Below are 25707 nucleotides of genomic sequence, written 5' to 3'. Positions count from 1 at the left end.
CCGCCCAGGCCGTCACGCCTCTGCAGGTCGCCGTCGTGACCCTGGGGTGTGCGCGCAACGAGGTCGACTCCGAGGAGCTCGCCGGCCGGCTCGAGGCCGGCGGCTTCGTGCTCGTCGACGATCCCGAGGACGCCGACACCGTCGTGGTCAACACGTGCGGCTTCGTCGAGGCGGCCAAGAAGGACTCCGTCGACACGCTGCTCGAGGCCTCCGACCTGAAGGCGTCGGCCGGCAACGGCGGCCGGGCCCAGGCCGTGGTCGCGGTCGGCTGCCTGGCCGAGCGGTACGGCAAGGACCTGGCCGACTCGCTGCCCGAGGCCGACGCGGTGCTGGGCTTCGACGACTACCCCGACATCGCCGCCAAGCTGCGCGCGATCGTCGGCGGGGAGACCCACCACCCGCACACTCCGTCCGACCGTCGTCGCCTGCTGCCGATCTCGCCGGTGGACCGTGACGCCTCGACCATCTCGGTGCCCGGGCACGACGTCCGGGCCGACACCGCCGACATCGGCGCCGGCGCTCCCGCGACGGGACCCCGGGCCGTACGCCGTCGCCTCGACGCCGGCCCGATGGCGCCGCTCAAGCTGGCGAGCGGCTGCGACCGGCGTTGCTCCTTCTGCGCCATCCCGAGCTTCCGCGGCTCCTTCGTCAGCCGCCGGCCGAGCGACGTGCTCCAGGAGGCGCAGTGGCTGGCGACCCAGGGCGTCAAGGAGCTCTTCCTCGTCAGCGAGAACTCCACGTCCTACGGCAAGGACCTCGGCGACCTGCGGCTGCTCGAGACCCTGCTGCCCGAGCTGTCCGGCATCGACGGCGTCGAGCGCGTGCGCGTCTCCTACCTCCAGCCTGCGGAGACCCGCCCCGGCCTGATCGAGGCCATCGCCTCGACCCCGGGCGTGGTGCCCTACTTCGACCTCTCCTTCCAGCACGCCAGCGCCTCGGTGCTGCGCCGGATGCGTCGCTTCGGCGACCCGGAGAGCTTCCTCGGCCTGCTCGACCAGGTCCGGGCGCTGGCCCCGCAGGCCGGCGTACGGGCCAACGTGATCGTCGGCTTCCCCGGTGAGACCGAGGACGACCTGCAGACCCTGTGCGACTTCCTGGTCGCGGCCCGCATGGACGTCACCGGCGTCTTCGGCTACTCCGACGAGGACGGCACGGAGGCTGCGGGCTTCGCCGACGACCTCAAGCTCGACGACGACGAGATCCGCGCCCGCACCGAGCACGTCACCGCGCTCGTCGAGGAGCTCAACGCCCAGCGCGCCGAGGAGCGCATCGGCGAGGAGGTCGTGGTGCTCGTCGAGGGCATCGACGAGGAGGACGGCACCGTCGAGGGCCGCGCCGCGCACCAGGGGCCGGAGGTCGACGGCACGACGCTGCTCACCGACGCCGACGACGCCCGGGTCGGTGACCTGCTGACGGCGACCGTGGTCGCCACCGACGGCGTCGACCTGATCGCCCGAGTGGACGGAGCCACCCGATGACCGAGCCCGCGAGCACCGAGGCCCCGCAGGTCTCCAACCTCAACATCGCCAACGTGCTGACGGTCCTGCGGATCGTGCTGGTGCCGTTCTTCGCCTGGGCGCTCCTGCAGGACGGTGGCGACTCCGCGACCTGGCGGTGGGTGGCGTTCGCGATCTTCGCGGTCGCCATGGTCACCGACAAGATCGACGGCGACCTGGCGCGCAAGCACAACCTGGTCACCGACTTCGGCAAGATCGCCGACCCCATCGCCGACAAGGCGATCACCGGGATGGCCTTCATCGGTCTCTCGCTCGTCGGGGACATCTGGTGGTGGGTGACGGTCGTCGTGCTGCTCCGCGAGTGGAGCGTGACGCTGCTGCGCCTGTCGGTGCTCAAGCAGGTGGTCATCCCGGCCGCGTGGAGCGGGAAGGTCAAGACCGTCCTCCAGGCCTTCGCCCTGGCCGGCCTGACCTGGCCGCTCCCGCACGGCTGGACCGACGAGCAGGCGCACGGCGGCGCCTTCGACTTCTGGCCCGGACCGCTGGGCGAGGTGCTCTTCTACGCCAGCCAGGTCATGCTCGCCGGTGCGGTCGTGATGACCATGTGGTCGGGGTGGGAGTTCGTGCGTGAGGTGCGCAAGCAGCGCCACCCGCGCCCTGCGTGAGACGCAGGTCACACCTCGACAAATCCAGCAGTGAACTTTTGGCAACACTCGCAGGAAATGGTTCGCCACAAGGGAACGTTTTCCGGGACTTCGTGGGTGAGGATGCGGTGCACCATCACTCGCATCATCACGAATCCCGGAGAAAATATGCGCACACCCGCGCTCCCATCGCCGCGTCGTATCGCGGCTGGAGCAGGTCTGGCCCTCTTGGCGGCCGGACTGACCCCCCTCGCAGCCGCACCCGCGAATGCCGACGTAACGACCAAGATCGCTGCCTTCCCCTACACGCAGGCGTGGTCCAACGCCGCTGCCATCACCGCCAACGACAGCTGGTCGGGCGTGACGGGTGTGCAGGGTTACCTCGGTCAGGACATCACCACCCTGAGCACGGGGGTCGACCCGCAGACCTTGCTCACCGAGAGCGCCGTTGCGAACGACACCGACGTCATCGCCAACCAGGCGACACCCAACACCAACACGGGCGGCGGCGTCGCCGAGTTCGATGGCATCGCTGACCCGTCGATCGCGCTCCAGGGAAGCGGCACCGCCGACGCCCCCTACGTTGCGTTCAACCTGGACCTGACGGGACAGTCGAACGTCACCTTCGCCTTCAACGCCCGCGATCTCGACGGCTCCGCGGACAACGCGGCGCAGCAGATCGCAGTCCAGTACAGGGTGGGTGCGTCGGGCTCGTACACCAACCTCCCCGACGGCTACATCGCCGACGCCACCACCGCCAACGCAGCAACGCAGGTCACTGCCCGCAGCGTCGCCCTCCCGGCCGCGGTCAACAACCAGTCCAGCGTGTTCGTGCGAGTCATCACCTCCAACGCCAGTGGCTCGGATGAGTGGGTCGGCATCGACGACGTCTCCGTGACTGCCGCTGGCGGCACGTCGGCCCTCGCGCTGACCAACCCGGGTCCCCAGACGAGCACGGTGGGTACGCCGATCGCGCCGCTCACGCTGACCGCGGGTGGCGGCACCTCGCCCTACACCTTCAGCGCCACCGGCCTCCCGGCCGGGCTCACGCTGGCTGCGGGTTCGAACGAGATCACCGGCACCCCGACCACCGCTGAGGCCCCGTCGGTCACCGTCTCGGTGACCGACAACGGCGGCGCCACGGACTCCAAGTCCTTCGTGTGGACGGTCAACCCCGCCGCCGCGGTCATCCCGATCGCCCAGATCCAGGGCACTGGCGCCACGAGCCCGGTCGCGGGACAGAACGTCAAGACGCAGGGCGTCGTCACGGCGTCGTACCCGACGGGTGGCCTCAACGGCTTCTACATCCAGACCCCGGGTGCCGACACGCCTGACGCCTCCGACGCGATCTTCGTCTACGGCGGCACGAGCGGCTTCACCACCTACCCCGCCATCGGCGACTCGGTCCAGGTGAGCGGCCAGGCCAACGAGTTCTCGGGTGCCACGCAGATCACCGCGACCGACGCCGGTGTCACCCCGGTCTCGCCCTCGCTCGGCACCGTGACCCCCAAGACGGTCATCCCCGGCACCGACTGCGAGCTGCCGGGCACCGCGTGCCCGACCCAGGCCGAGTACGACGTGGCCCGCGAGGTCGCCGAGGGTGAGCTGTTCCAGCCCACCGCTCCTTGGACCGCCAGCGACGTCTACGACGGCGGCCCGGCCTACAACGACGGCACCAACTCGGGGTCGTTCCGCGGCGAGATCGGCGTGGTGGCCAACAGCACCAAGCCGCTGGTCGCCCCGACCGAGGTCATCGACGCCCAGGCCACCGCTCTGGTCAACGAGCGCAAGAAGTACAACGCGGCCAAGCGGATCATCCTCGACGACGGCTCCAGCTGGACGTACTCCACCACCCAGCACCAGAACGACCCGTTCCCGTGGTTCACCAAGACCCGCAACCCGCGCGTCGGCTCGGCCATCACGTTCCCCAAGCCGGTGATCTTCACCTTCGGCTTCAACGCGTGGCGGATCCTCCCGCAGACCCAGGTCGTCGGTGACTCGACCGGCGCGATCGACTTCACCCAGACCCGCCCCGCAGCCCCGCAGAACGTGGGCGGCGACGTGAAGCTGGCGACGTTCAACGTGCTGAACTTCTTCCCCACCACGGGCGAGGAGTTCGTGACGTCCGGTCTCGGCACCTGCACCTACTTCCGTGACCGCGACGGCAACAACATCACCAACAACTCGTGCAACCCCAACGGTCCCCGGGGCGCGGCCAACGACGCCAACCTCCAGCGCCAGCGCGACAAGATCGTCGCGGCGATCAACACCGCCGACGCCGACATCGTCTCCCTCGAGGAGCTCGAGAACTCGGTGAAGTTCGGCAAGAACCGCGACTTCGCGATCACCAAGCTGGTCGAGGCGCTCAACGCCGACGCCGGTGCGGGCACGTGGGCCTTCGCCCCGTCGCCCTCCGCCGCGAACCTGCCGGCCCTCGCCGACCAGGACGTGATCCGCAGCGGCTTCATCTACCAGCCCGCCAACGTGGCGCTGGTGGGCGAGTCGGTCGTGCTCAGCACGCAGTCGTCGACGGGTGGTGACTTCGAGGACGCCCGCGAGCCGCTCGCCCAGGCCTTCAAGAAGGTCGGCACCCCCGACAACCGCGCGTTCGCGGTCATCGTGAACCACTTCAAGTCCAAGGGCTCCGGCACCCCGGACCCCGACGGTCAGGGCAACGCCAACGACCGCCGCGTCCTGCAGGCCCAGCGCCTGGTGACGTTCGCCAACGACTTCAAGACCCAGCGGGGCATCTCGCGCGTCTTCCTCGCCGGCGACTTCAACGCCTACTCGCAGGAGGACCCGATCCAGGTCCTCGAGGCGGCGGGCTACACCAGCCTGGACTCGAGCAGCAACCCCGACGAGGAGACCTACAACTTCGACGGGCAGATCGGCTCGCTGGACCACGTGCTGGCCAACGACGCGGCCCTGGCCGACGTCAACGCGGTCGACGTGTGGGACATCAACGGCTACGAGTCGGTCTACTACGAGTACTCGCGCTTCAACTCCAACGCGACCGACCTCTACACCGCAAACCCGTTCCGGTCCTCCGACCACAGCCCGGAGATCGTCGGCATCAACACCGGCGCGCCGTCGGCCCCCGGAGCGGTCGACACGACCGTCACCGGTACTGTCGGGACGATCACTTACGGAACCGCGGGCGCGGTGTCGGTGAAGGTCGTCCCGGCCTCGGCCACTGGCACCGTGACGGTCTCGAGGGGCGTCGACGTCCTGGGCTCCGTCGTGCTGGCCTCGGGCCAGGGCACGGTGACCCTCCCGGCGAAATCGCTGCCTGTCGGCTCGCACGTGCTGACGCTCACTTACCCCGGTGACAGCGCCCACAAGCCGTCTACCGGGGCGGTGACCGCGGTGGTCGTCAAGGCCATGGCGACGATCAAGGCCACGGTGAAGCCGAAGCGGGTCGTGGCCGGGAAGACCCGTGCCCGGGTCGTCGTCACCGTCGCCGCGGAGGGCTTCACCCCGACCGGCAAGGTCAAGATCCGGGTTGGTGGCCACGTCTACCAGGCACGTCTGGTGGACGGCAGGGCCGTGGTGAGGTTGAAGAAGTTCATCAAGCCGCGTGTCTATCGGGCAAAGGTCGCCTACCTTGGCGATGCCACCACCCAGGTTGCGCGGACAACGGTCCGCATCAAGGTCAAGCGCCGCTGATCGAGCGACGCTGACCCTCGGCGCACGTGCGGCCCGGACATCCCCGATCGGGGTTCCGGACTGCACGTCGCTGAGGTCCTCCTCGACTCGCCCCGCCCGGTCCTCGTACCGGGTTAGGGTGAGTTGACTCACACACATCCACCTTTCGAAAGAGGCACCTCGTGTCAGCATCACGACCCGGTCGCAGACTCGCTCTCGCGACCACGCTGACAGGACTCGTCGCAGCCCCCCTCGCCGTGCTCAGCACGACGGCGCCGGCTCACGCAGCCCCTGTCACCATCCAGATCCTCGGGACCAACGACTTCCACGGGCGTCTGCTGGCCAACGGCGACGAGGCCGGCGCGGCCCAGTTCGCCGGAGCTGTCGCGCAGCTGGAGTCCACGAACCCCAACACCGTCTTCGCGGCGGCCGGCGACCTCATCGGCGCCTCGACCTTCGAGTCGTTCATCCAGCACGACAAGCCCACCCTCGACGCCCTCAACCGAGCGGGCCTCGACGTGTCGGCGGCCGGCAACCACGAGTTCGACGCCGGATACGGCGACCTGGTCAACCGGGTCATGAAGCCGGAGTCCGCGGCCAACCCCGAGGGCGGCGCGAAGTGGCAGTACATCGCCGCCAACGTCCGCAAGAAGTCCGACGACAGCCCCGCGCTCCCCGACATCACCGCCACCACGCCCGACCCCACCGACGTCTCCAACGGCGCCACCTGGATGACGACCACCGCTGGCGGGGTCAAGGTGGGCTTCGTGGGCGCGGTCACCGAGGACCTCCCGTCGCTGGTGAGCCCGAGCGGCATCGCCGACCTCAGCATCCAGCCCATCGTTCGCGAGGTCAACGAGGGCGCAGACCAGCTCAAGGCCGACGGCGCCGACGTCGTCATCATGCTGGTGCACGAGGGCGCGGCCACGACCAGCGCCTCGTCGCTGAGCGACGGGTCGGCCTTCGCCCAGATCGTCGCTGGGGTCAGCCCGAAGGTCAGCGCGATCATCTCCGGCCACACGCACCTGGCCTACAACCACACCGACCCCAACGCCGACACCCTGGGTCGCCCGGTGGTCTCGGCCGGTCAGTACGGCACGAACCTCAACCAGCTGGTCCTCAGCGTCGACCCCGTCACCGACGCGGTGACGGTGCTCGACCAGAAGATCGTCAAGGCGAAGGACGTCGTCCTGACCGCCCCCGCGGCGACCTCGGCGTTCAACGACGTCAAGGCCATCGTGGACGCGGCTGTGACGAAGTCCGACGTGCTCGGTTCGGTCGAGCTCGGCAAGCTGGGTGGCGGCTTCCGTCGCGCCTACCTCGCCAACGGCACCACCGAGAACCGCGGTGGCGAGTCCACCCTGGGCAACCTCGTGGCCGAGGTGCAGCGCTGGGCGACCAGCACGCCCGAGGCCGGTGCGGCCCAGATCGCCTTCATGAACCCCGGCGGTCTGCGCCAGGACATGGTCGGCAACAACACGGCCGGCTACCCCGCCACACTGACCTACAAGCAGGCAGCCGTCGTGCAGCCCTTCGCCAACACCCTGGTCAACATGAAGATGACCGGCGCGCAGATCAAGACGGTCCTCGAGCAGCAGTGGCAGCGCGACGACAAGGGCGGCGTCCCGTCCCGGCCGTTCCTGCGCCTGGGCACCTCCCAGGGGTTCTTCGCCACGTACGACGCGAGCCGCCCCGAGGGCAACCGGGTCACCAGCATGTGGCTCAACGGCAAGGCGATCGAGCCGGCGACGTCGTACTCGGTGACGGTGAACTCCTTCCTCGCCACCGGCGGCGACAACTTCCGCGGGTTCAACGCCGGGACGGCCAAGCGCGACACCGGCAAGGTCGACCTGCAGGCGATGGTCGACTACATGGCTGCCAAGGCCAAGACCACGCCGCTCCCGGTCGACGCGAAGCAGCACTTCGTGGGGGCCACCTGGCCCGCCACGGCGCCGCGCTTCTACCGCCTCGGCCAGGACGTCAAGCTGTCGCTGTCGTCGCTCGCGATGACCGCCCCGGGTGACGCGAAGGACGCGCTGCTCAACGTCAAGGTCGGCGAGAAGTCCCTCGCGCCGACGCCGGTCGACAACACGATCGGCACGGCGCCGTTCGACGACTACGGCACCAGCGCGGTCTCGGTGAAGCTCAAGGGCAAGACCCGCACGGGCAAGCAGCTGATGTCGTTCACGGGGCCGACGACCGGCACGACGTTCTCGCTGCCGATCGACGTGCGCAAGGCGCTGGGCATCCTCAAGGTGCGCACCAAGCCCGAGCGCATCGTCGCGGGCGAGACCCGCACCCGTGTGAAGATCAAGGCCTCGGCCCTCGGCATCGCCAAGGTCACGGGCAAGGTCATCGTCAAGGCCGGCGGCAAGAAGTACACCGTCAAGCTGAAGGAGGGTCGCGCGTTCGTGCGTCTCGACAGCTTCGCCAAGACGGGCAAGAAGCGCGTCGTGGTGAAGTACGTCGGCAGCCGCAAGGTCCGCAACGTGCGTGAGGTCCTCACCCTCAAGGTGCACCGCAGCTGATCCACGGCACCCAGCAGCTCCGGGAGGCCCGGTCATCGTCCGCGATGGCCGGGCCTCCTGCCGTCCAGGTGTCAGGTGTCAGGTCACCGCAACGAGAGCGCGGCCTGCACCAGCGCGAGGTGGCTGAAGGCCTGGGGGAAGTTGCCGGCCATCCGCGCGTGCGCGGCGTCGTACTCCTCCGAGAGCAGGCCGACGTCGTTGGCCAGTGCGCACAGCCCGTCCATCAGCCGTGCGGCCTCCTCACGCCGTCCGGCGGCCGCGAGCGCGGAGACCAGCCAGAACGAGCACGCGAGGAACGGGTGCTCGTCACCGCTCAGGCCGTCGACCCCGGTCACGGTGCGGTAGCGCAGGAGCAGGCCGTCGCGCAGCAGGTCGGTCATCACGGCGTCGATCGTGCCGAGGACCCGCGGGTCGTCGGGCGGCAGGAAGCCGACCAGCCCGATCATGAGCAGCGAGGCGTCCACCTCGCGGGTGTCGTAGTGCTGGGTGAAGGTCCCACGCTCGGCGTCGAAGCCCTTGTCGAGCACCTCCTCGCGCACCCGGTCGCGCAGGGCTCGCCAGTGCTCCACCGGGCCCGGGAGGCCGTGCTCCTCGACGGCGCGCACGGCGCGGTCGAAGGCGACCCACACCATGACCCGCGAGTGCGTGAAGTGCCGCTGGGGGCCACGGATCTCCCACAGGCCGTTGTCGGGCTCGTCCCAGTGCTCGGCCAGCTCGTCGACCAGCGCACGCTGGAGCGCCCACGAGTTGGCGTTCTCGCTCAGGCCCGCCTGCCGGGCGAGCTCGAGGGCGCTCATCACCTCGCCCAGCACGTCGTTCTGCCGCTGGCAGGCCGCGCCGTTGCCGATGCGCACGGGCGTGCTCCCGGCATAGCCGGGCAGGTGCGGCAGCTCGACCTCGGGCAGCCGGCGCCCGCCGTCGACGGTGTACATGATCTGGAGGTCGGCCGGGTCGCCCGCGACCGCACGCAACAGCCAGCTGCGCCAGCGCAGCGCCTCGGTCTCGTACCCGGCGCCGAGCAGCGACTCGAGGGTCAGCGCTGCGTCGCGCAGCCAGCAGAACCGGTAGTCCCAGTTGCGCTCCCCGCCGAAGTCCTCGGGGAGCGACGTGGTGGGGGCTGCGACGATTCCGCCGGTCTCGGCGTGGGTCATCAGCATCAGGGTCAGCAGGCTGCGCTGCACGAGGTCGGCGTGCGGCACGTCGCGCGGGGAGCGCTGCGACCACCGCCGCTGGTGGTCGGTCGTGGCCCGGATCCGCTCGCCGATCCCCAACGGCGCAGGCACCTCGCTCCACGATGGCGACCAGCTGGTGGAGAACGTCATCGTCTCGCCCGCCTCGAGCTCGAACTCGTCGCGGTGGTGCCCCTCGTGCCCGCGGGGCAGGCGCGGCCCGCGCAGCACGAACATGTCCGGGCCCGCGACCGCGACGATGACGTCCTCGTCGTGCGCCTGCTCGTGGCGCACCCACGGACGGATCCGCCCGTAGTCGGTGCGCACCACCCAGTCGTGCCGGATCCGCACCGACCCGCGGGTGCAGGTGAGGCGTCGTACGACGTCGGCGCGCCCGTCGCCGGTCGGCATCACGTCGAGCAGGACGACCTCGCCGTCGGCGGTGGTGAAGGTGGTCTCCAGCAGCGCGGTCCCGTCGACGTAGCGACGACGGGTGCTCACCACCTCCTCGGCCGGGGCGAGCAGCCAGCGGCCGTGCTCCTCGGTGCCGAGGAGGGCGGCGAAGCAGGCGGGGGAGTCGAAGCGCGGCAGGCAGAGCCAGTCGATCGACCCGTCCTTGCCGACCAGGGCCGCCGTGCCACGGTCGCCGATGAGGGCGTAGTCCTCGATGGGGAGTGCCATGCGGCTAGTGTCGCCGACGTGTGGGAGCAGGAGGTCGCGGCGCGCGTGCTCGAGGCGCTCGCCGCGCGTGGCGAGACGCTCGCGACGGCAGAGTCGCTCACGGGCGGCCTGCTCGCCGCACGGCTGACCGACGTGCCCGGCGCATCACGGAGCTTCGTCGGCGGGGTCGTGTCCTACGCCACGCGGGTCAAGGTCTCGGCCCTCGACGTGCCCGCCGACCTCGTCGCCGAGCACGGCGTGGTCTCGCAGCAGTGTGCGCTTGCGATGGCACGTGGTGTCGGCGCCCGGCTCGCGGCGACCTGGGGGCTCGCCACCACAGGGGTCGCAGGTCCCGACGAGCAGGAGGGGCGGGCGGTCGGGACGGTCTGGATCGCCGTCGCCGGGCCCGCCGGGGCGCACGCGCGGCTGCTGGCACTGGCCGGCGACCGGGTCGCGATCCGGGAGGCGACGTGCGAGGCGGTGCTGGCGCTCCTGGAGGACCTCCTGCGGGAAGAAGGGGCCCTCCGGTAGCGTTGGGGCAGACGACATCCCCTCGACCGGACGAAGGACTCGCGCATGGTGCTCTTCCGACGACTGCTCGGCGACGTGCTGCGCGGTGCCCGGATGCAGCGCGGGATGACCCTGCGGGAGCTCTCCGCGGAGGCCCGGGTCAGCCTGGGCTACATCTCCGAGATCGAGCGCGGGCAGAAGGAGGCGTCGTCGGAGCTGCTGTCGTCGCTGTGCCAGGCCATGGACCTGCCGCTGTCCGACGTGCTGCGCGACGTGGCCGACGCGGTCGCCGTCGAGGAGGCTGCGCTCGAGGTCGTGGTGAGCACGCCCATCGCGTCCGTGCGCCGCTCCGGCGACGTCGTCGCCTCCGCCGCCTGAGCCGTCGGGGGACCTGCTCCGTCAGGACGCTGCCGGCTGGCAGCTCGGACACCAGTACGTCGCCCGCTCGCGGCCCGGTTCGCCCAGCATGTCGACCCGGATCGTGGTGCCGCAGCGGCGGCACGGCGAGGTGTCGCGTCGGTAGACCCACATGCGCTCGCGCGGTCGCAGGTCGCCCGTCGTGGTCTGGATCGCCCGCTCCTTGTTGACCTCGAGCATCTGCTTGGCCCGGCGCACCAGGCGGGGCAGGTCGCGCACCTCGGCGAGCGGGGTGGCGGGGTGGACGCCGCTGGTGAAGCAGAGCTCGGCCATGTACATGTTGCCGACCCCGGCGAGGTTGCGCTGGTCGAGCAGCGCCTGGTTGATCGGCCTCGCCGGCTCGCTGCGCAGGTTGACCAGCGCGCGCTCCTCGTCCCAGTCCGGGCCGAGCAGGTCCGGCCCGAGGTGCGCCACGAGCGCGGCCTCGTCGTGGCGGGGCACGATCTCCACGATGCCGAGCGAGAACCCCACCGCCTTGCGGGCCTCGATGCCGAGCACGACCCGGACCTGGTCGGCGGGCCGCCGCCACTTCTCGCCCTCGGGGTAGACGTGCCACGAGCCCTCCATCTTGAGGTGGGTGTGGAGCGTCCAGGCCCGGTCGGCGTCGATGCGGGTGAGCAGGTGCTTGCCCCGCGCCAGGGTGCGGATGACCGTGCCGCCGGTGAGGTCCCAGGTGGCGTAGCCCGGCACGCGGAAGTCGGTGAGCGTCAACCGGTGCCCCGTGAGGGCGCGGTCGAGCTTGGCCGCGGCGCGGTAGACGGTGTCGCCCTCAGGCACGCAGCCTCAGTCCCTTCGGGGTCGCGACGAAGCCGGCCGCGGAGAGTGCGAGCCGCACGGGGGTCTCGCCGCCACTGCCGATGAGCGCCTGCCCGTCGGCCTTCTCGACGGTGAGCCGCCCGAGCGCGCCGCGTCGGGCGGCGTCGGCCAGCGCGGACATCGCGGGCGTCAGCACGTCCACGTCGTCGTCCCAGGTGAGCAGCGTGCGACCCCCGCGCTCGACGTAGACCGTCAGTGCGCCGTCGACCGTGACGACCAGCGCGCCGGCCTTGCGACCCGGACGGTGCCCGGCCCGGTCGGCATCGACGGGGTCGGGCCACGGCAGCGCCGCGCCGAAGGCGTTGGCGGGGTCGGTCGCGGCCAGCGCGACCACCACCGGCTTCGCGCCCGAGGTGGCGCTGTCGGGCTCGGCGAAGGTGCGCAGGCGGTCGATCGCGCCCGCGCTGCCGAACTGCGCGGCGCCCAGGCCCTCGATGAAGTAGCCGCGCCGGCACCGCCCGGAGTCCTCGAACGCGCTCAGCACCTTGTAGACGCCGGCGAAGCCGCCGGCCACCCGCTCGCTCATGACCGCGCCGCGGGTGACGACGCCGTGGCGCTCGAGCAGGTGCTCGGCACGGGCGTGCGCGCGCCGGGTGGGGTCACCGTCGCGCTGGGGGAGCAGCGCCCAGCGGCCGGCGGTCTCGGGGGGACCGGTGCGCGCCGGCATGCGGCCACCGGTCGTGCGGCCCATGCGCGGCGGCGTACGCCGGGTGCGGTGCGAGGGCGTGCCGCTGCGGACCAGCGCGCGCAGCGGGGTGAGGGTGTCGTTGGTGACCAGGCCGCGCCACACCAGCTCCCACAGGGCTGCCGACAGCTCGGGGTCGCTGGTCGAGCCCACCCGGTCCGCCAGCTGGCGGAAGAACCAGGCACCGCCGCCGTCGAGCAGGTCGAGGACGGCGCGCTGCAGACCGGTGGGCTCGTCGCCCTCGACCTCGGGCAGCGTGAGGTGGGACTGGTCGGCGAGGTGGAGGCTGACCCAGCCGTCGCTGCCGGGCAGCGGGGCGTGGCCGGTCCAGATGACCTCGCCCGAGGCGGTGAGCTCGTCGAGCATGGACGGCTCGTAGTCGCGCACGCGAGCGGCGAGCACCAGCGGCTCGAGAGCGCTCGCGGGCACCGGGCAGCCGGCGAGCTGGTCGATCGCGGCGACCACCCCGTCGATGCCGCGCAGGCCGCCGCCCACGCGCTGCCAGGCAGGGAGGAACCGAGCCACGGCGTCGTGGCTGACCGGCTCGATCTCCTGGCGCAGCCGGGCGAGCGAGCGCCGGCGCAGCTTGCGCAGCACCTCGGCGTCGCACCACTCGGTGCCGGAGCCGGAGGGGCGGAACTCGCCGTCGAGCACGCGCCCGCGGTGGGCCAGGCGCTGGAGGGTCTGGCGGGCGACGGCCTCGCCGAGCCCCAGGCGGCTGGCGACCTCTGCGGTCGTGAAGGGGCCGTGACTGCGGGCGTAGCGCGACACCAGGTCACCGAGCGGGTCCTCGGGCAGCTCGAGGAAGGCGTCGGGCGTGCCGACCGGCACTGGCACGCCCAGCCCGTCGCGCAGGCGGCCGATGTCCTCGATCGCGGTCCAGCGGTCCTCGCCGGCCATCCGCACCTGCACCACGCGGCGCGCGTCGGCCAGCAGGCTCAGCCAGGCCTCGACGTCGGACCCGTCGACCGCCCGCGCGCGGATCTCGTCGGTGGACAGCGGGCCCACCAGCCGCAGGAGGTCGGCCACGGACTCGGCGCTGCGGGCACGCCGCTCGTCGGCGAGCCACTGGAGCTCGGCCTCGACCTCGGCGAGCACCTCCGGGTCGAGGAGCTCGCGCAGCTCGGCGCGGCCGAGGAGCTCCGCGAGCAGGCCCTGGTCGAGCGACAGCGCGGCGGCGCGGCGCTCGGCGATGGGGGAGTCGCCCTCGTAGACGAACTGGGCGACGTAGCCGAAGAGCAGGCTGCGGGCGAAGGGGCTGGGCGAGGTGGTGGCCACGTCGACGACCGTCACCTCGCGGCGCTGCACGCGACCCAGCAGGGTGACGAGCGCCGGCAGGTCGTAGACGTCCTGGAGACACTCGCGCACGGCTTCGAGCACGATCGGGAAGGCAGGGTACTTCGAGGCGACCTCGAGCAGCTGCGCGCTGCGCTGGCGCTGCTGCCACAGCGGGCTGCGGCGCCCGGGGTCGCGCCGGGGGAGGAGCAGGGCGCGGGCCGCGCACTCGCGGAACCGGCTGGCGAACAGCGCCGAGCCGCCGACCTCCTGGGTGACGAGCTGCTCGATCTCCTCGGGCTCGAAGACGATGATCTCGCCGGTGGGCGGCTCGGCGTCGGTGTCGGGGATGCGGATCACGATGCCGTCGTCGGAGGCCACCGCCTGGCCGTCGACGTCGAAGCGCTCGCGCAGCCGGGCGTTGATGGCCAGCGCCCACGGCGCGTGGACCGGCGTGCCGTAGGGGGAGTGGACGACCAGGCGCCAGTCGCCGAGCTCGTCGCGGAAGCGCTCGACGAGCACCTGGGTGTCGTGGGGCACCACCTGCGTGGCCTCGCGCTGCTCGCCGAGGTAGGTGACGAGGTTGGTGGCGGCGTTGGTGTCGAGCCCGCGCTCGCGCACGGTGGCGATGGCCTGGGCCGGCGGCAGTGCGGCGAGCTCGCGGGTGAACGCACCCACAGCGGCACCGAGCTCGGCAGGTCGCCCGAGGGCGTCGCCCTTCCAGAACGGCAGCCTCCCGGGGATCCCCGGCGCCGGGGTGACGAGCACCCGGTCGTGGGTGATGTCCTCGATGCGCCAGCTGGTGGCGCCGAGGGCGAACACGTCGCCGACGCGTGACTCGTAGACCATCTCCTCGTCGAGCTCGCCGACGCGGCTGGCCTTCTCACCGACCAGGAACACGCCGAACAGGCCGCGGTCGGGGATCGTGCCGCCGCTGGTGACCGCCAGCCGCTGCGCGCCCGGACGCCCGCTGAGGGTGCCGGTGACGCGGTCCCACACGATGCGGGGGCGCAGCTCGGCGAACTCGTCGCTGGGGTAGCGGCCGCTGAGCAGGTCGAGCGTGGCGTCGAAGGCGGTGCGCGGGAGCTGGGAGTAGGAGGCGGCGCGCGACATCAGGGCGTACATCTCGTCGACGTCCCACTCGTCCATCGCGAGCATCGCCACCACCTGCTGGGCGAGTACGTCGAGCGGGTTGGCCGGCACCGAGAGCTTCTCGATGGCGCCGCTGCGCATGCGCTCCACCGACACGGCCGTCTGCGCCAGGTCGCCGCGGTGCTTGGGGAACAGGACGCCGCGGCTGACCTCGCCGACCTGGTGGCCGGCCCGGCCCACGCGCTGCAGCGCGCTGGCGACGCTGGGCGGCGACTCGATCTGGACGACGAGGTCGACCGAGCCCATGTCGATGCCGAGCTCGAGGCTGCTGGTCGCCACCACCGCGGGCAGGCGACCGCGCTTGAGGTCGTCCTCGATGACCGCGCGCTGCTCCTTCGACACCGAGCCGTGGTGGGCCTTGGCGATGATCGTGCCCGCGCCGCTGCTCTGCCCCGACTGCGCCATGACCTGTGCCGGCGGTCGCGTCGCCTCGTCCCGGACCTCGCCGCCCTCCCCGCCCGCGCGCGCCTCGGCTCGCTCGGTGGCGATCTCGTTGAGCCGGGCGGTGAGGCGCTCGGCGAGGCGGCGGGAGTTGGCGAAGACGATGGTCGAGCGGTGCTGCTCGACCAGGTCGACGACGTGCTCCTCGACGTGGGGCCAGATGCTCGTGGCGCGACCCGGGTCCCCGGAGTCCTCGTCGTAGTCGCCCGGCATCGTCATGTCCTCGACGGGCACGACGACGCGCAGGTCCCACTCCTTGGTGCTGGGCGGGGAGACGATCTCGACCGGCTGGGTGCCGCCGAGGAAGCGGGCCACCTCGTCCAGCGGGCGGACCGTCGCGCTCAGGCCGATGCGCTGGGCGGGGCGCTCGAGCATCGCGTCGAGGCGCTCGAGGCTGATCGCGAGGTGGGCGCCGCGCTTGGTGCCGGCGACCGCGTGGACCTCGTCGATGATGATCGTGTCGACGCCGCGGAGCGTCTCGCGCGCCTGGCTGGTGAGCATCAGGAAGAGCGACTCGGGCGTGGTGATGAGGATGTCGGGCGGCGTGGTGCCGAGCTTGCGCCGGTCAGCGGGACTGGTGTCGCCCGAGCGGAGCCCGACCGTCACCTCGGGCACCACGGTCTCGAGCCGCTCGGCGGTGTTGCGGATGCCGGTGAGGGGAGCGCGCAGGTTGCGCTCGACGTCGACGCCGAGCGCCTTGAGCGGGGAGATGTAGAGCACGCGGGTGCGTCTCGACTTGTCGTCGGGACGCTCGGAGCTCAGTAGGCGGTCGATGGCGTGGAGGAACGCACTCAGCGTCTTGCCGCTGCCGGTGGGCGCGACCACGAGGGCGTGCCTGCCCTCGGCGATGCTCGACCAGGCACCCTCCTGCGCGGGGGTCGGCCCTGCGAACGACGCCTCGAACCACGCACGCGTGGGCGCGCTGAAGCGGTCGAGGGCGGTCATGGGTTGCAGTCTGTCACCGGCGTACGACAACCGCCCCGCCCCGAGGGCTGGACGCCTCGCGCACCGGTCGGGCGCACCGGATGTCCGGGCTCGGTGCCAGGACCGCAGGGCTGGGTCACATCCGTCGTCCTCCGGCTTCGCGGCGCTCGGCTGGGGGAAGCCCGACGGACGAAGCCGCCCAGGGTGCGTGACCATGAGCGGCTCAGACCGGAAGCCGCGCCCCCAATACCCGAGGTACCGTCGCTTCCGCCTGCAGTCTGGGCCCCGGGACGAGCGAAAGCGCTGCGGTTCGGTGCAATCTCACGCCTTGGTACTGCGCCTTGGTGCTGCGCTGATGCGAACGGCGGCCCGGATCCGGGATCCGGGCCGCCGTTCGTGGGGCGGACGAGCTACTCGCAGAGGCTGCCGGCGAGCGTGTTCTTCGCCTGGCCGCCACCGAGGGCCTGGACGAGCTGGCCGACGTTGTCGAACCCGGGCACGCCGCCGCTGTTGACGGTCCTGTGCACCTGACCGAAGCAGGCGGCGTCGGCGGGGGCGGCGGAGGCGGTGCCAGCGAGGCCAACGGTGGAGAGGGCGGCGACGGCGACTGCGACGAGAATGCGCTTCATGTGACGGATCCTTCTCTCGGTGGGTGGTGGTCCACCCGTTACCACCCTCTCCGCGTGAGGTCCGTCACTGGATGCACCCCGGCCGGAAATTCCGCAGAGCGGCCCGCGCCCTCGCTCGGGCCCGCACCCACCTGCTAGGACCGCGGGTCGTCGAGGACCTCGCGCCACGAGTGCTGCGGGTCGAATCCGACCAGCTCGCGCGCCTTGTCGATGGCGTAGAACGTCTCGTCGCGACCCATCTCGCGGCGCACCTCCACGCCGTCGTAAAAGCACTCCACGACCTCCGAGGTGGTGGCGGCGACCGACATGTCAGCGTTCGCCACGTTGAAGACCTCGTAGCCGAGCCCGTCGGTCTCGAGGCACCGCTGCACCATCTGGCCCAGGTCGCGCACGTCGATGTAGGCAAAGATGTTGCGGCGCCGCAGCGACGGGTCGTCGAGGAAGGCCGGGAACATCTCGGCGTACTCGTGCGGCTCGATGACGTTGTTGATGCGCAGTCCGTAGACGTCGGTGCCGGAGCGCGCCTGGAACGACCGGGCGGTCACCTCGTTGGCAACCTTGGACATCGCGTAGGAGTCCTCCGGCACGGTGGGGTGCTCCTCGTCGACCGGGACGTAGAGCGGCTTGCGCTCGCCCTGGGCGAAGCAGACGCCGTAGGTCGTCTCCGAGGAGGCGAAGACGACCTTGCCGATGCCGAGGCGGGTCGCTGCCTCCAGCACGTGGTAGGTGCTGAGCACGTTGGTGGCGTACGTCGCCGAGTCGGCCGTGCGCAGGATCGCGGGCACCGCGGCGAAGTGCACGACCGCGTCGTAGGAGGGCTTCTCGGGCAGGTCGAGCTCGTCGAAGGTGGCGAGCCCGGCGAGCGCGGAGTAGACCTGACCGGCATCGGTCAGGTCGACCTGGAGGTCGGCGACGTCGGGGTGGCCCAGCGGGACGAGGTCGGCGTTGGTGACCTGGTGGCCCTGCGCAGCGAGGTAGGGGGCGACGTGCCGCCCCGCCTTGCCGCTGCCACCGGTGAAGAAGATGCGCATGCTCCCTTCCTACCGTGACTGGGCAAGGTGCGCGCCACCACGTCCGCTCAGGACCCGGTCTCCCAGACCCTGACCCAGTCGACGTACATGTGCTGCGGGAGCTGGCGCTCGCGGATCTTCGGGATCTCGTAGTCGGCGGCGATGAGGCTCAGCACCGGGAACTGGCGCACGTCGGAGACCCCGCGGGCCACGCGGGCGGTCTCCTTGCCGTCGATGCGGTAGACGAGCTGGCGGGGCGTCCACTCCACGGAGAAGACGTGGTAGTTCCGCGACCAGCCGTCGTGCCTGCTCCGGAGGAAGGAGGCCGAGCGGGGGATCCAGCCGCCTGTCGAGACGCGGCGCATCCCGACGTAGCGGTGGACGAACGTGGCCAGCCCGCCGCGGGGATGGTGGTCGCCGAAGTACTCCGCGACGTCGATCTCGCTGCCGGCGGCGCCCGGGTGCATGCCGTCGGCCGGCTGCATCCAGAAGGCCCCGTGCTGGCCGCGTCGACGCTGGAACTTCACCCGCGCGGCAGCGACGCCGTACTTGAAGGAGAACGATCCCTGGGTGCCGATGTGGCCGCTGAGGCGGTAGGCGTAGCGGCCGGGCGCGGCGTCGCGCCCGCGGATGCGGCACCGCGTGGTGGCGTCCGGGTCGGTGATGACGCTGAGCCGCACCGCGCCGCCCTCGACGCGGACCGCGCGCGGGTCGCCCTTGGAACAGGTGCGGCGGCTGACGCTCAGGTGCTCCAGCCCCCGGTGGTTCCACTCCGGGCCGAGGTGCGTGCCGCTGAACTCGTCGGTCCAGGTGGGGGCCAGCCACCGCTCCGTGCTCACCGGACGGCTCTTGAAGGCGCGCAGGCCGCCGGCCGCCATCGCCTTGACGCGGTAGGTGAGTGCCTGGCCGTCCTCGGAGACAGGCGCCGCGAGCTGCGCGCGGCCGCGGCCGTCCTGGCGGGTCAGCGCGACGGCCTCCCACCACGAGTCCCGCCGGACCTGGACCTGCACCTTGCGGCCCGCCCGCACAGGTCGTACGACGGCGACCACCGCTGCTCGTGCGGCGTCGGGGCTGGCGACGCGGCCGCCCTGCTGGACGATCGCGGGCAGGACCTCCAGCCTGATGCGCTGGATGCCCTTCGTGGTCGACGACACGTTGGTCGGCACGTCCACCCCGGCGGCGGTGGCCGCGGGAGCCGACACAGCAAGGAGGGAACAGGGGAGGGCCAGCGCGAGGGCGCCGGCGGCGATGAGGCGGTGTGGGGAGCGAGGGGACATGAGGGCCTTGCGGTCGGGTCGGGCCAGAGGGCGCCGAGCGGGCGTGCCGTTGCCCCGGTGGGACGCCGCCGACCGCTCGTTGGTTGTGGGTCGCGACTACGACCGCGCGCGGTTGTCCCCGGCACGTCGGAGCAGGACCGTGCGCTCGCCCTCGTTGCGGGTGCTCGCGGCGGCCTCGTCGAACGACGCGGCCGCCTCCGCGTGCCGGCCCGCGCGCTCCAGCAGGTCACCGCGCACGCTCGGGAGGAGCGGCGAGGAGCCCAGCGCGTGCACGTCGACGGCCCCGAGGACGGCGAGGCCCGCCGCGGCACCATGTGCGCGGCCGTGGGCGACAGCCCGGTTGACCTCGACGACGGGCCCCGGTGCCGCCTCGGCCAGGACGTCGTAGAGAGCGGCGATGCGCCGCCAGTCGGTGTCGTCGGCGCGCTGGGCACGGGCGTGCTGGGCGGCGATCGAGGCCTGGATGACGTAGGTCCCGACGGGCGTGCCGCGCGCGGCGAGCGCCTCCGCGCGCTGCAGCGCAGCCAGCCCGCGACGGATCATCAGCCGGTCCCACCGGGTGCGGTCCTGCGCCTCCAGGAGCACCGGTGAGCCGTCGGCGTCCAGGCGCGCGGCGGTCCGCGACCCCTGGATCTCCAGGAGCGCCTGCAGGCCGTGGACCTCCGGCTCGTCGGGAGCCAGCGCGGCCAGCATCCGTGCCAGCCGCACCGCCTCGGCGGCCATGTCGGGCCGCATCCAGTCGGTGCCGGACGTCGCGGTGTAGCCCTCGTTGAAGATCAGGTAGATCACGGCCATCACGTCGTCGAGGCGGGCCGTGCGCTCGGCGCCTGTCGGCAGCTCGAGGTCGAGGGGACCGCTCGAGAGCGTGCGCTTGGCCCGCGAGATGCGCTGGCCCATCGCGGTCTCGCTCGCGAGGAACCCGCGTGCGACCTCCGCCGTGGTGAGCCCGCCGACCAGGCGCAGCGTGAGGGCGGCCCGCGACTCCGGTGAGAGGGACGGGTGGCAGGAGAGGAAGACCAGGCGCAGGACGTCGTCGTCGATGGGGTCGAGCTGGTCGTCGAGGTCGGGCACGTCCGCCTCCTCCCGGCGCTGCGCGCCCTCCAGCTCGGCGACCTTGCGCCGCAGCGTGTCGCTGCGGCGGAAGTGGTCGACGGCGCGGCGCCTGGCGGTGGTCATCAGCCACGCGGCCGGGTTGTCCGGCACCCCCGACGCCGGCCACTGCTCGAGCGCGGCGACGAGCGCGTCCTGGGCGAGGTCGGCGGCGAGCTCGACGTCGCGGGTGATCCGGGTGAGGGCGCCGACGAGGCGGGCCGAGTCGGCCCGCCACGCGGCACGCACCGCCTCGGCGACGTCGTCCCCCTCGCGCTGGCCCGGCACCGGGCCAGCGTAGTGAGTCGCGGTCAGTCGTCCGCGGCTTCCGGGCCCTCGGAGACCTGGCGCAGGGTCGCCACGACCGTGACCTCGGGCCAGTGCTTCGCGTGCAGCTCGGCGAACGCCTGCTGGTCGGCGACGGCGTCCTCGAGGCTGGCGTACTCCAGCAGCGACCAGCCCCCGACGACCTCCTTGGCCTCGGCGTACGGCCCGTCCACGCGGCTGACCTCGCCCTTGCGGACGACGAAGTTGACCGCGTCCTCGGTGCCGTAGAGGCCGCCGCCGTCGATGAACGTGCCGTTGGCGGCACGCTCGCCGATGTAGACGTCCATCGCGTCGAAGAGGGACTGCGGCGGCATGCCGATGCCCTCCTCCATCCTGACGAATCCCATGAAACGAGGCATTGCGATCACTCCTGGTGGTGGGTCGATGAGGTGGTTCTCGCACACACGTCGAACGGGCGCCAGCGTCTTCGACATCTGACGCAGAATTCTTTTCGCCTCTACCGCTCGCGGGTGTCGGCGGCCGCCGCGGCGACGCTGTCGTCGGCGGGCATCAGGACCCACAGCGCGGGATAGACGAGGAGCTGGCTCCCGGGCAGGACCATCAGCACCACCACGAAGAGCAGGCGAGCGATCCACGGCGTGAGGCCCAGTCGACGCCCGAGGCCGGCGCAGACGCCGCCGAGGACGCCGGCGCTGCTCGACCTGACGAGGCCCTGGCGGGCGAAGGCGGCGCGGATGTCGTCCATGGTGGTTCCTCCGGTTGATCGACGTTTCACCCCAGCGTGCTCCCTCCCGGGCGCCGGCGCCATCGGGGCCACCCCCGGTGCGTCCCTGGGCTCAGGGCGTACGGCCCCGGCGGGCGTCCCCGGGCAGGCCGAACTCGGTGAAGACGCCGGGGCTGAATGCCACGTGGTCGGGCGGTCGTGACGCCAGGTCGGGCAGGCCGACCGAGGCCATCAGCCCGTCCTCCAGCGCGACGACCTCGGCGTCGTGGACGGGCCACGGCTCGTGCTGGTTGGGCACGTAGAGGGTGCGTCCCCACCAGCGCACGTGCAGTCCCCACCGCGCGCTCAGGAAGTCGTCGAGCCCGGTGCTCCGCCGTGGTGCACCCACCCGGACCGCGACGTGGCTCGACGCCCGGGTGCCCGGGTGGCGCAGCCGGGCGTCGTAGGTGTGCACGTCGCCGCTGCGCGAGTAACGCATCCGCGCCCACCGGTAGGGCAGGCCGAACGCGGCGCGGGCGCCGAGCACCACCGCCGAGCGGTCGGCGTCGAGGCTGAGGAAGACGATGCCGCGGCGACCCGTCTCGTCGACGGAGTAGAGGCGGACGTTGGTCTCGAGGAACGTGCCGAGCCACGGGACGCCCGGGCCCCGGCCGACGCCCGCGTCGACCATCCGGAACGGGATGAGCCCGACGTACGTCGCTCCGTCGAGCGTGTCGGGGCGCACCCCGGGGGGCATGTGGTGGGCGACGCGCGCGGGGTCGACCGCCCAGTGGAGGAAGGTCAGGTCGCGCCACGACTGGTTCATCATCACGGTGCCGCGCAGGGGCGGAGGGCACGCCGACACGGGCTCGACGACAGGGTCGCTCACGTCGCCAGCCTAGGCAGCCGGGGGAAGGCGCGCGGGCTCGTCGTCCACAACGGCGTGACGGCTGGTTTCGGCGTCCGCGCCGCCGGGCACCTGCACCCCAGTGCGTCGGACCGCACGTGGCCGAGGAGGTCCAGATGTATGGAGACACCGGTGTCATCCGCCGGCTCGCGCAGCAGATGAGCGAGCAGGGCAGCGAGGTCCGCCGCGACGCGGACCAGCTGGTCGCCGCGTCCGAGACGGTCGTGTGGGAGGGCCGCGCGGCGCAGGCGATGCGCGAGCGGATGGCCGAGCGGGCCGTGGCGCTGCGCAGGACGGCCGACGAGCACGACGACGCCGCCCAGGCGCTGCGCCGCCACGCCGACGAGGTCGACCGCCTCAAGGACCTGATCCGGGAGATCGCCCACCGTGTCCGCGGGCTCATCGAGGGCGCCAGGTCGCGGTTGGCCTCGCTCGCGGATGCGGCGATCGACCTGGTCAAGAAGGTGGTTCCCGACCCGGTCGACGAGATGCTGTCCAGCTTCCGACCGCCGCCCGAGGGGCACAAGGACTGGCTCGACGTGCCCGACCAGCTGCCGGGAGGCGGACGATGAGCACGATCCTGCTCGACGCCCAGGGCCAGGAGGTCGAGCAGCTCGCGGTCGTCCCGCGCCGCGTACGCCTCTCGCGCGCTGCGCTGGACCGCTTCGCCGACGTGGCCGGCGTGGACTCGCCGGCCCCGCAGGTGCTCGCCTCGAGCGGGTCGCTCGACAACCTCGGTGACCGGCTCGGCTCCCTCGACCGCGAGCCCGGCGCACCCGTCACTGACGACCCGGTCGCGCCGGAGGTGGGGGAGAGCGACCTCGACGAGGTGCTTGCCGCCTCGGGCCTCGTCGCCGACGGCGTGCCCACGGAGGAGGGCCGCGCGGTCCTCACCGTGTGGCACGCGCCGGTCCTCGCGGTCGAGCTCGAGATGCTCGTCTCGCTGCGCCGCGGCAAGGTCCGCGTGCGCAGCTGGCACCGCAACCTCGACGACTGGGTGGTCTGCCTCTCCACCGCCGACGGCCACGCCTTCGAGCTGTCGTGGCTCTCCGCCGACGACTGGTGGCTCGAGCTCGGTCGCGCCGCCTACGTCGACACCCGCACGCTCAGCGCCGCGACTCTCGACGAGCCGCTCCCCGACGTCGTCGAGACGCCGTGGGACCTCCTGCTCGCCACCGGCGAGGCCGTGGAGCGCCGCCGCCTCGAGCTCCTCGACCAGATGGTGTCCGACTACTCCGGGATGACGCTGGCGGGCGACTCGACCCAGGTGCTCGAGACCGCCGACGACCCGGACGTACGCCGCTGGCACGAGCAGCTCGAGAGCGCGTCGCGCGGCCGGCTCCACGCCGCTGTCATGGGCCGCAGCGCACGAGGTCGACCCGGCGCCGGCATCGTCGAGTGGGTGCTGTTCCACGACGGCTGGCGGGCCCTCACCCCCTTCGCCCGCGACGGCTGGAACATGGTCCGCATCGAGCGGACGAGCGTGGTCGACCTGCCGCGGGAGCTGGCCGTCCGGGCAGCGGAGGTGACGTCGTGAGCGGCCGCGGCCTCCCCCCGATCGAGTCGGTCTCTGGCGGGTCGCACGGGGTCCACGCGGGCTACGAGCAGATGCTGGCGCTGGCCGAGCGCTACGAGCGCCAGGCCGGCGACTTCGTCGAGATGGCCGGCCTCGGCGCGAAGATCATGGCCAACGGCGACCTGCTCGAGTCGGCGATCCTGTCGCCGGTCTCGTTCGGCGACGCCGAGGTGCAGGTGCTCGACGCCACCACGGGGGTCAACGGCCTGACGGTGCGAGCCCTCGGGATCGAGGCCGACGCGCTCGCCGTACGCGCGGTGGTGGCGGCCTTCCAGGCGAGCGACTCACTCTCGAAGCACGCGGTCGAGATGCTCGACAACGCGCTGGGGCAGCTGCTGCTGCCGGCGGCGCTGGCCTCACTGCCCGCGCTCGTGCTCGCCGGCGGTGCCGGCTACGCCTACTTCTCCACGCTCTCCCCGCAGGAGCAGGCGGCGCTCGAGGCGCGGATCGCGGAGGACCTCGGACAGTTCCTCCACGACCACCCCGAGATGGCCCAGCACCTCATCAACGGTGGCGGCGGGCTGCTCGGGTCGCTCGTGCCGGGCCTCGGCCTGCTCGACCCCGGCGACGGCCCGATCGACCGGGCGACGACCAACGACGCCGCCCGGCTCCTCGCGCTGCTGCTCGGCAACAGCACCGACTACGACGTCACCCACCTCGACGGCATCGACCCGACCTTCAACCAGAGCCACGCTCCGCACTCGCTCGAGGACCTGATGCTGTCGCTCAACGACGCCAACCTGGTCGACCAGAAGGATCCGGACGCCCACGGCGCGATCCAGATCCAGAAGATCATGGAGAACGGCCACGAGCGCTACATCGTCTACATCCCCGGCACCGACGACATGAGCCCGATCCCGCAGGACGGCGAGCACGCCCGCGACATGGAGACCAACTACCAGCTCATCGGCGGCCTGGACACCGCCTACGGCCGGGGCATCCAGCAGGCCATGCTCGCTGCCGGGCTGGAGGGCAAGGACGTCATGCTCGTCGGCCACTCCCAGGGCGGCATGGTGTCCACGTCGCTGGCCGCGGACCCCGACTTCACCCGGCACTTCAACGTGCAGCACGTCGTCACCGCCGGGTCGCCGACCGCGCAGGTGCCCGACCTGCCGAGCAGCACCAGCGCCATCCACTTCGAGAACCGCGGCGATGCCGTGCCGCTGCTCGACGGCGAGGACAACCCCGACCAGCCCAACCGCACCACGGTGAAGTTCGACGAGGGCTCGAGCGACGTGGGCGACAACCACGCCATCCGGCACTACGCCAACGGTGCCGCGGCCGCCGACGCGTCGACCAACGGCTCCATCCAGGACCAGGTCCGGCAGATGCAGCAGGATGGCTACCTCGGTCACGGAACGGTCGAGGGCGTCTCGACCTACCAGATCACCCGAGGATGAGGTCCATGCTGCGCATCACCACCCTGGTCGCCGTGCTGTCAGCCCTCCTGGCGCTGACGGCCTGCACGTCCTCCGACGGCGGGGCCGACCCCTCGACGACCGATCCGAGCGCGCGGGGGTGCGGCGAGTGCACCGAGGAGCTGGCGGCCGTGCGGGCCGACGTCGAGGCGCTGCCCGACGTCAGGGAGCTGGCCACCCTGGAGACCTACAGCGACTCCCCGACCAACGGAGCCGGAGTCCAGGTCGAGCTCCGGACGCGGTCGACCGGCGACGCCTCGGTGATGGACCAGGTCGCCGAGATCATCTGGAAGAGCCGCCTCGCGCCGGTCGACGAGGTGTTCGTGACGGTCGAGGACGCCTCGGGCGAGCTGGTCCGCGGCGGCGGGTCCCCCTACGACTTCACCGAGCACAGCCGTCAGCACGACACCTACGTCGAGCAGTGGGGGCCCCGGCCGGTCACGGAGTAACGGTTACCGCGCTGTCGTCGGCCTGATCTAGGGTCGCG

The 25707-nt window shown here is 72.0% G+C and carries 20 protein-coding genes; 10 read left to right on the top strand and 10 right to left on the bottom strand.

Annotated elements, in window-relative coordinates:
- Window positions 1-20 precede the first annotated feature (20 nt).
- From rimO to ASG76_RS04650, 4 genes are all read left to right on the top strand, one after another.
- Entirely contained in the window at window positions 21-1478 is a 1458-nt protein-coding gene (gene rimO, locus ASG76_RS04665; RefSeq protein ID WP_200948076.1) for a 30S ribosomal protein S12 methylthiotransferase RimO, read from the top strand.
- The gene (pgsA, locus tag ASG76_RS04660; protein ID WP_056600664.1) at window positions 1475-2122 is read left to right on the top strand and encodes a CDP-diacylglycerol--glycerol-3-phosphate 3-phosphatidyltransferase; all 648 of its coding nucleotides are present in this window, start codon (window positions 1475-1477) and stop codon (window positions 2120-2122) included. Before rimO ends, pgsA begins: the two co-directional genes overlap by 4 nt.
- A gap of 207 nt (window positions 2123-2329) precedes the next feature.
- Complete coding sequence (locus tag ASG76_RS04655) at window positions 2330-5767, top strand: ExeM/NucH family extracellular endonuclease (RefSeq protein WP_056600662.1); 3438 nt, start codon at window positions 2330-2332, stop codon at window positions 5765-5767.
- A 236-nt stretch (window positions 5768-6003) separates the two neighbouring features.
- Complete coding sequence (locus ASG76_RS04650; RefSeq protein ID WP_200948059.1) at window positions 6004-8274, top strand: bifunctional metallophosphatase/5'-nucleotidase; 2271 nt, start codon at window positions 6004-6006, stop codon at window positions 8272-8274.
- Between the two features lie 83 nt (window positions 8275-8357).
- Here the strand turns inward: ASG76_RS04650 and ASG76_RS04645 are convergent, their stop codons facing one another.
- Entirely contained in the window at window positions 8358-10124 is a 1767-nt protein-coding gene (locus ASG76_RS04645; protein ID WP_056600658.1) for a glycoside hydrolase family 15 protein, read from the bottom strand.
- 18 nt (window positions 10125-10142) lie between these two features.
- On the opposite strand from ASG76_RS04645, the gene ASG76_RS04640 reads away from it, so the two are divergent.
- Together ASG76_RS04640 and ASG76_RS04635 are read left to right on the top strand one after the other, a co-directional pair.
- The gene (locus ASG76_RS04640) at window positions 10143-10634 is read left to right on the top strand and encodes a CinA family protein (protein WP_056600656.1); all 492 of its coding nucleotides are present in this window, start codon (window positions 10143-10145) and stop codon (window positions 10632-10634) included.
- A 45-nt stretch (window positions 10635-10679) separates the two neighbouring features.
- Window positions 10680-10991 (top strand): helix-turn-helix domain-containing protein, encoded by a 312-nt coding sequence (locus tag ASG76_RS04635; protein ID WP_056600654.1) that lies wholly within the window; start codon window positions 10680-10682, stop codon window positions 10989-10991.
- A gap of 21 nt (window positions 10992-11012) precedes the next feature.
- Here ASG76_RS04635 and ASG76_RS04630 read toward each other — a convergent pair whose 3' ends face one another.
- The 9 genes from ASG76_RS04630 to ASG76_RS04590 form a co-directional block, all read right to left on the bottom strand.
- The gene (locus ASG76_RS04630) at window positions 11013-11807 is read right to left on the bottom strand and encodes a DNA-formamidopyrimidine glycosylase family protein (protein ID WP_056600652.1); all 795 of its coding nucleotides are present in this window, start codon (window positions 11805-11807) and stop codon (window positions 11013-11015) included.
- Complete coding sequence (locus tag ASG76_RS04625; RefSeq protein WP_056600650.1) at window positions 11800-16344, bottom strand: ATP-dependent helicase; 4545 nt, start codon at window positions 16342-16344, stop codon at window positions 11800-11802. The genes ASG76_RS04630 and ASG76_RS04625 overlap by 8 nt, the downstream gene beginning before the upstream one ends.
- A 389-nt stretch (window positions 16345-16733) precedes the next feature.
- Complete coding sequence (locus tag ASG76_RS19000) at window positions 16734-16952, bottom strand: hypothetical protein (RefSeq protein WP_056600646.1); 219 nt, start codon at window positions 16950-16952, stop codon at window positions 16734-16736.
- Window positions 16953-17086: 134 nt separating this feature from the next.
- A complete protein-coding gene (locus tag ASG76_RS04615; RefSeq protein ID WP_056600644.1) occupies window positions 17087-17983 on the bottom strand; it encodes an NAD-dependent epimerase/dehydratase family protein in 897 nt (298 codons plus the stop codon).
- Between the two features lie 47 nt (window positions 17984-18030).
- Window positions 18031-19164, bottom strand: coding sequence for a family 16 glycosylhydrolase (locus tag ASG76_RS04610; protein ID WP_056600642.1), 1134 nt, complete (start codon window positions 19162-19164; stop codon window positions 18031-18033).
- A gap of 171 nt (window positions 19165-19335) precedes the next feature.
- On the bottom strand, window positions 19336-20616 hold the full coding sequence (locus ASG76_RS04605; RefSeq protein ID WP_056600639.1) for an RNA polymerase sigma factor: 1281 nt from the start codon (window positions 20614-20616) through the stop codon (window positions 19336-19338).
- 23 nt (window positions 20617-20639) lie between these two features.
- Window positions 20640-21002, bottom strand: coding sequence for a YciI family protein (locus ASG76_RS04600; RefSeq protein ID WP_235529406.1), 363 nt, complete (start codon window positions 21000-21002; stop codon window positions 20640-20642).
- A 110-nt stretch (window positions 21003-21112) separates the two neighbouring features.
- A complete protein-coding gene (locus ASG76_RS04595) occupies window positions 21113-21361 on the bottom strand; it encodes a PspC domain-containing protein (protein ID WP_056600635.1) in 249 nt (82 codons plus the stop codon).
- Window positions 21362-21452: 91 nt separating this feature from the next.
- Window positions 21453-22208: a YqjF family protein gene (locus tag ASG76_RS04590; RefSeq protein ID WP_235529405.1), complete on the bottom strand. Its 756-nt coding sequence runs from the start codon at window positions 22206-22208 to the stop codon at window positions 21453-21455.
- Window positions 22209-22342: 134 nt separating this feature from the next.
- Here ASG76_RS04590 and ASG76_RS04585 point away from each other — a divergent pair, with 134 nt between their 5' ends.
- The 4 genes from ASG76_RS04585 to ASG76_RS04570 are packed head-to-tail and all read left to right on the top strand — an operon-like array spanning window position 22343 to window position 25669.
- The gene (locus ASG76_RS04585; protein WP_157558940.1) at window positions 22343-22798 is read left to right on the top strand and encodes a WXG100 family type VII secretion target; all 456 of its coding nucleotides are present in this window, start codon (window positions 22343-22345) and stop codon (window positions 22796-22798) included.
- Window positions 22795-23763 (top strand): hypothetical protein, encoded by a 969-nt coding sequence (locus tag ASG76_RS04580; RefSeq protein WP_056600632.1) that lies wholly within the window; start codon window positions 22795-22797, stop codon window positions 23761-23763. The genes ASG76_RS04585 and ASG76_RS04580 overlap by 4 nt, the downstream gene beginning before the upstream one ends.
- Entirely contained in the window at window positions 23760-25202 is a 1443-nt protein-coding gene (locus ASG76_RS04575; protein ID WP_056600628.1) for a hypothetical protein, read from the top strand. The genes ASG76_RS04580 and ASG76_RS04575 overlap by 4 nt, the downstream gene beginning before the upstream one ends.
- Window positions 25203-25207: 5 nt before the next feature.
- A complete protein-coding gene (locus ASG76_RS04570; RefSeq protein ID WP_056600626.1) occupies window positions 25208-25669 on the top strand; it encodes a hypothetical protein in 462 nt (153 codons plus the stop codon).
- Window positions 25670-25707 lie beyond the last annotated feature (38 nt).

This window comes from Nocardioides sp. Soil774 (assembly GCF_001428125.1).
Lineage (GTDB): Bacteria > Actinomycetota > Actinomycetes > Propionibacteriales > Nocardioidaceae > Nocardioides.
This window is presented reverse-complemented; position numbering and strand designations above follow the sequence as displayed.

Excerpts from the sequence above, each read along its gene's own strand:
- pgsA (WP_056600664.1), top strand. The coding sequence starts at position 1,475 with ATGACCGAGCCCGCGAGCACCGAGGCCCCGCAGGTCTCCAACCTCAAC.
- ASG76_RS04645 (WP_056600658.1), bottom strand. The coding sequence starts at position 10,124 with ATGGCACTCCCCATCGAGGACTACGCCCTCATCGGCGACCGTGGCACG.
- ASG76_RS04635 (WP_056600654.1), top strand. The coding sequence starts at position 10,680 with ATGGTGCTCTTCCGACGACTGCTCGGCGACGTGCTGCGCGGTGCCCGG.
- ASG76_RS04625 (WP_056600650.1), bottom strand. The coding sequence starts at position 16,344 with ATGACCGCCCTCGACCGCTTCAGCGCGCCCACGCGTGCGTGGTTCGAG.
- ASG76_RS19000 (WP_056600646.1), bottom strand. The coding sequence starts at position 16,952 with ATGAAGCGCATTCTCGTCGCAGTCGCCGTCGCCGCCCTCTCCACCGTT.
- ASG76_RS04615 (WP_056600644.1), bottom strand. The coding sequence starts at position 17,983 with ATGCGCATCTTCTTCACCGGTGGCAGCGGCAAGGCGGGGCGGCACGTC.
- ASG76_RS04600 (WP_235529406.1), bottom strand. The coding sequence starts at position 21,002 with ATGGGATTCGTCAGGATGGAGGAGGGCATCGGCATGCCGCCGCAGTCC.
- ASG76_RS04595 (WP_056600635.1), bottom strand. The coding sequence starts at position 21,361 with ATGGACGACATCCGCGCCGCCTTCGCCCGCCAGGGCCTCGTCAGGTCG.
- ASG76_RS04585 (WP_157558940.1), top strand. The coding sequence starts at position 22,343 with ATGTATGGAGACACCGGTGTCATCCGCCGGCTCGCGCAGCAGATGAGC.
- ASG76_RS04580 (WP_056600632.1), top strand. The coding sequence starts at position 22,795 with ATGAGCACGATCCTGCTCGACGCCCAGGGCCAGGAGGTCGAGCAGCTC.
- ASG76_RS04570 (WP_056600626.1), top strand. The coding sequence starts at position 25,208 with ATGCTGCGCATCACCACCCTGGTCGCCGTGCTGTCAGCCCTCCTGGCG.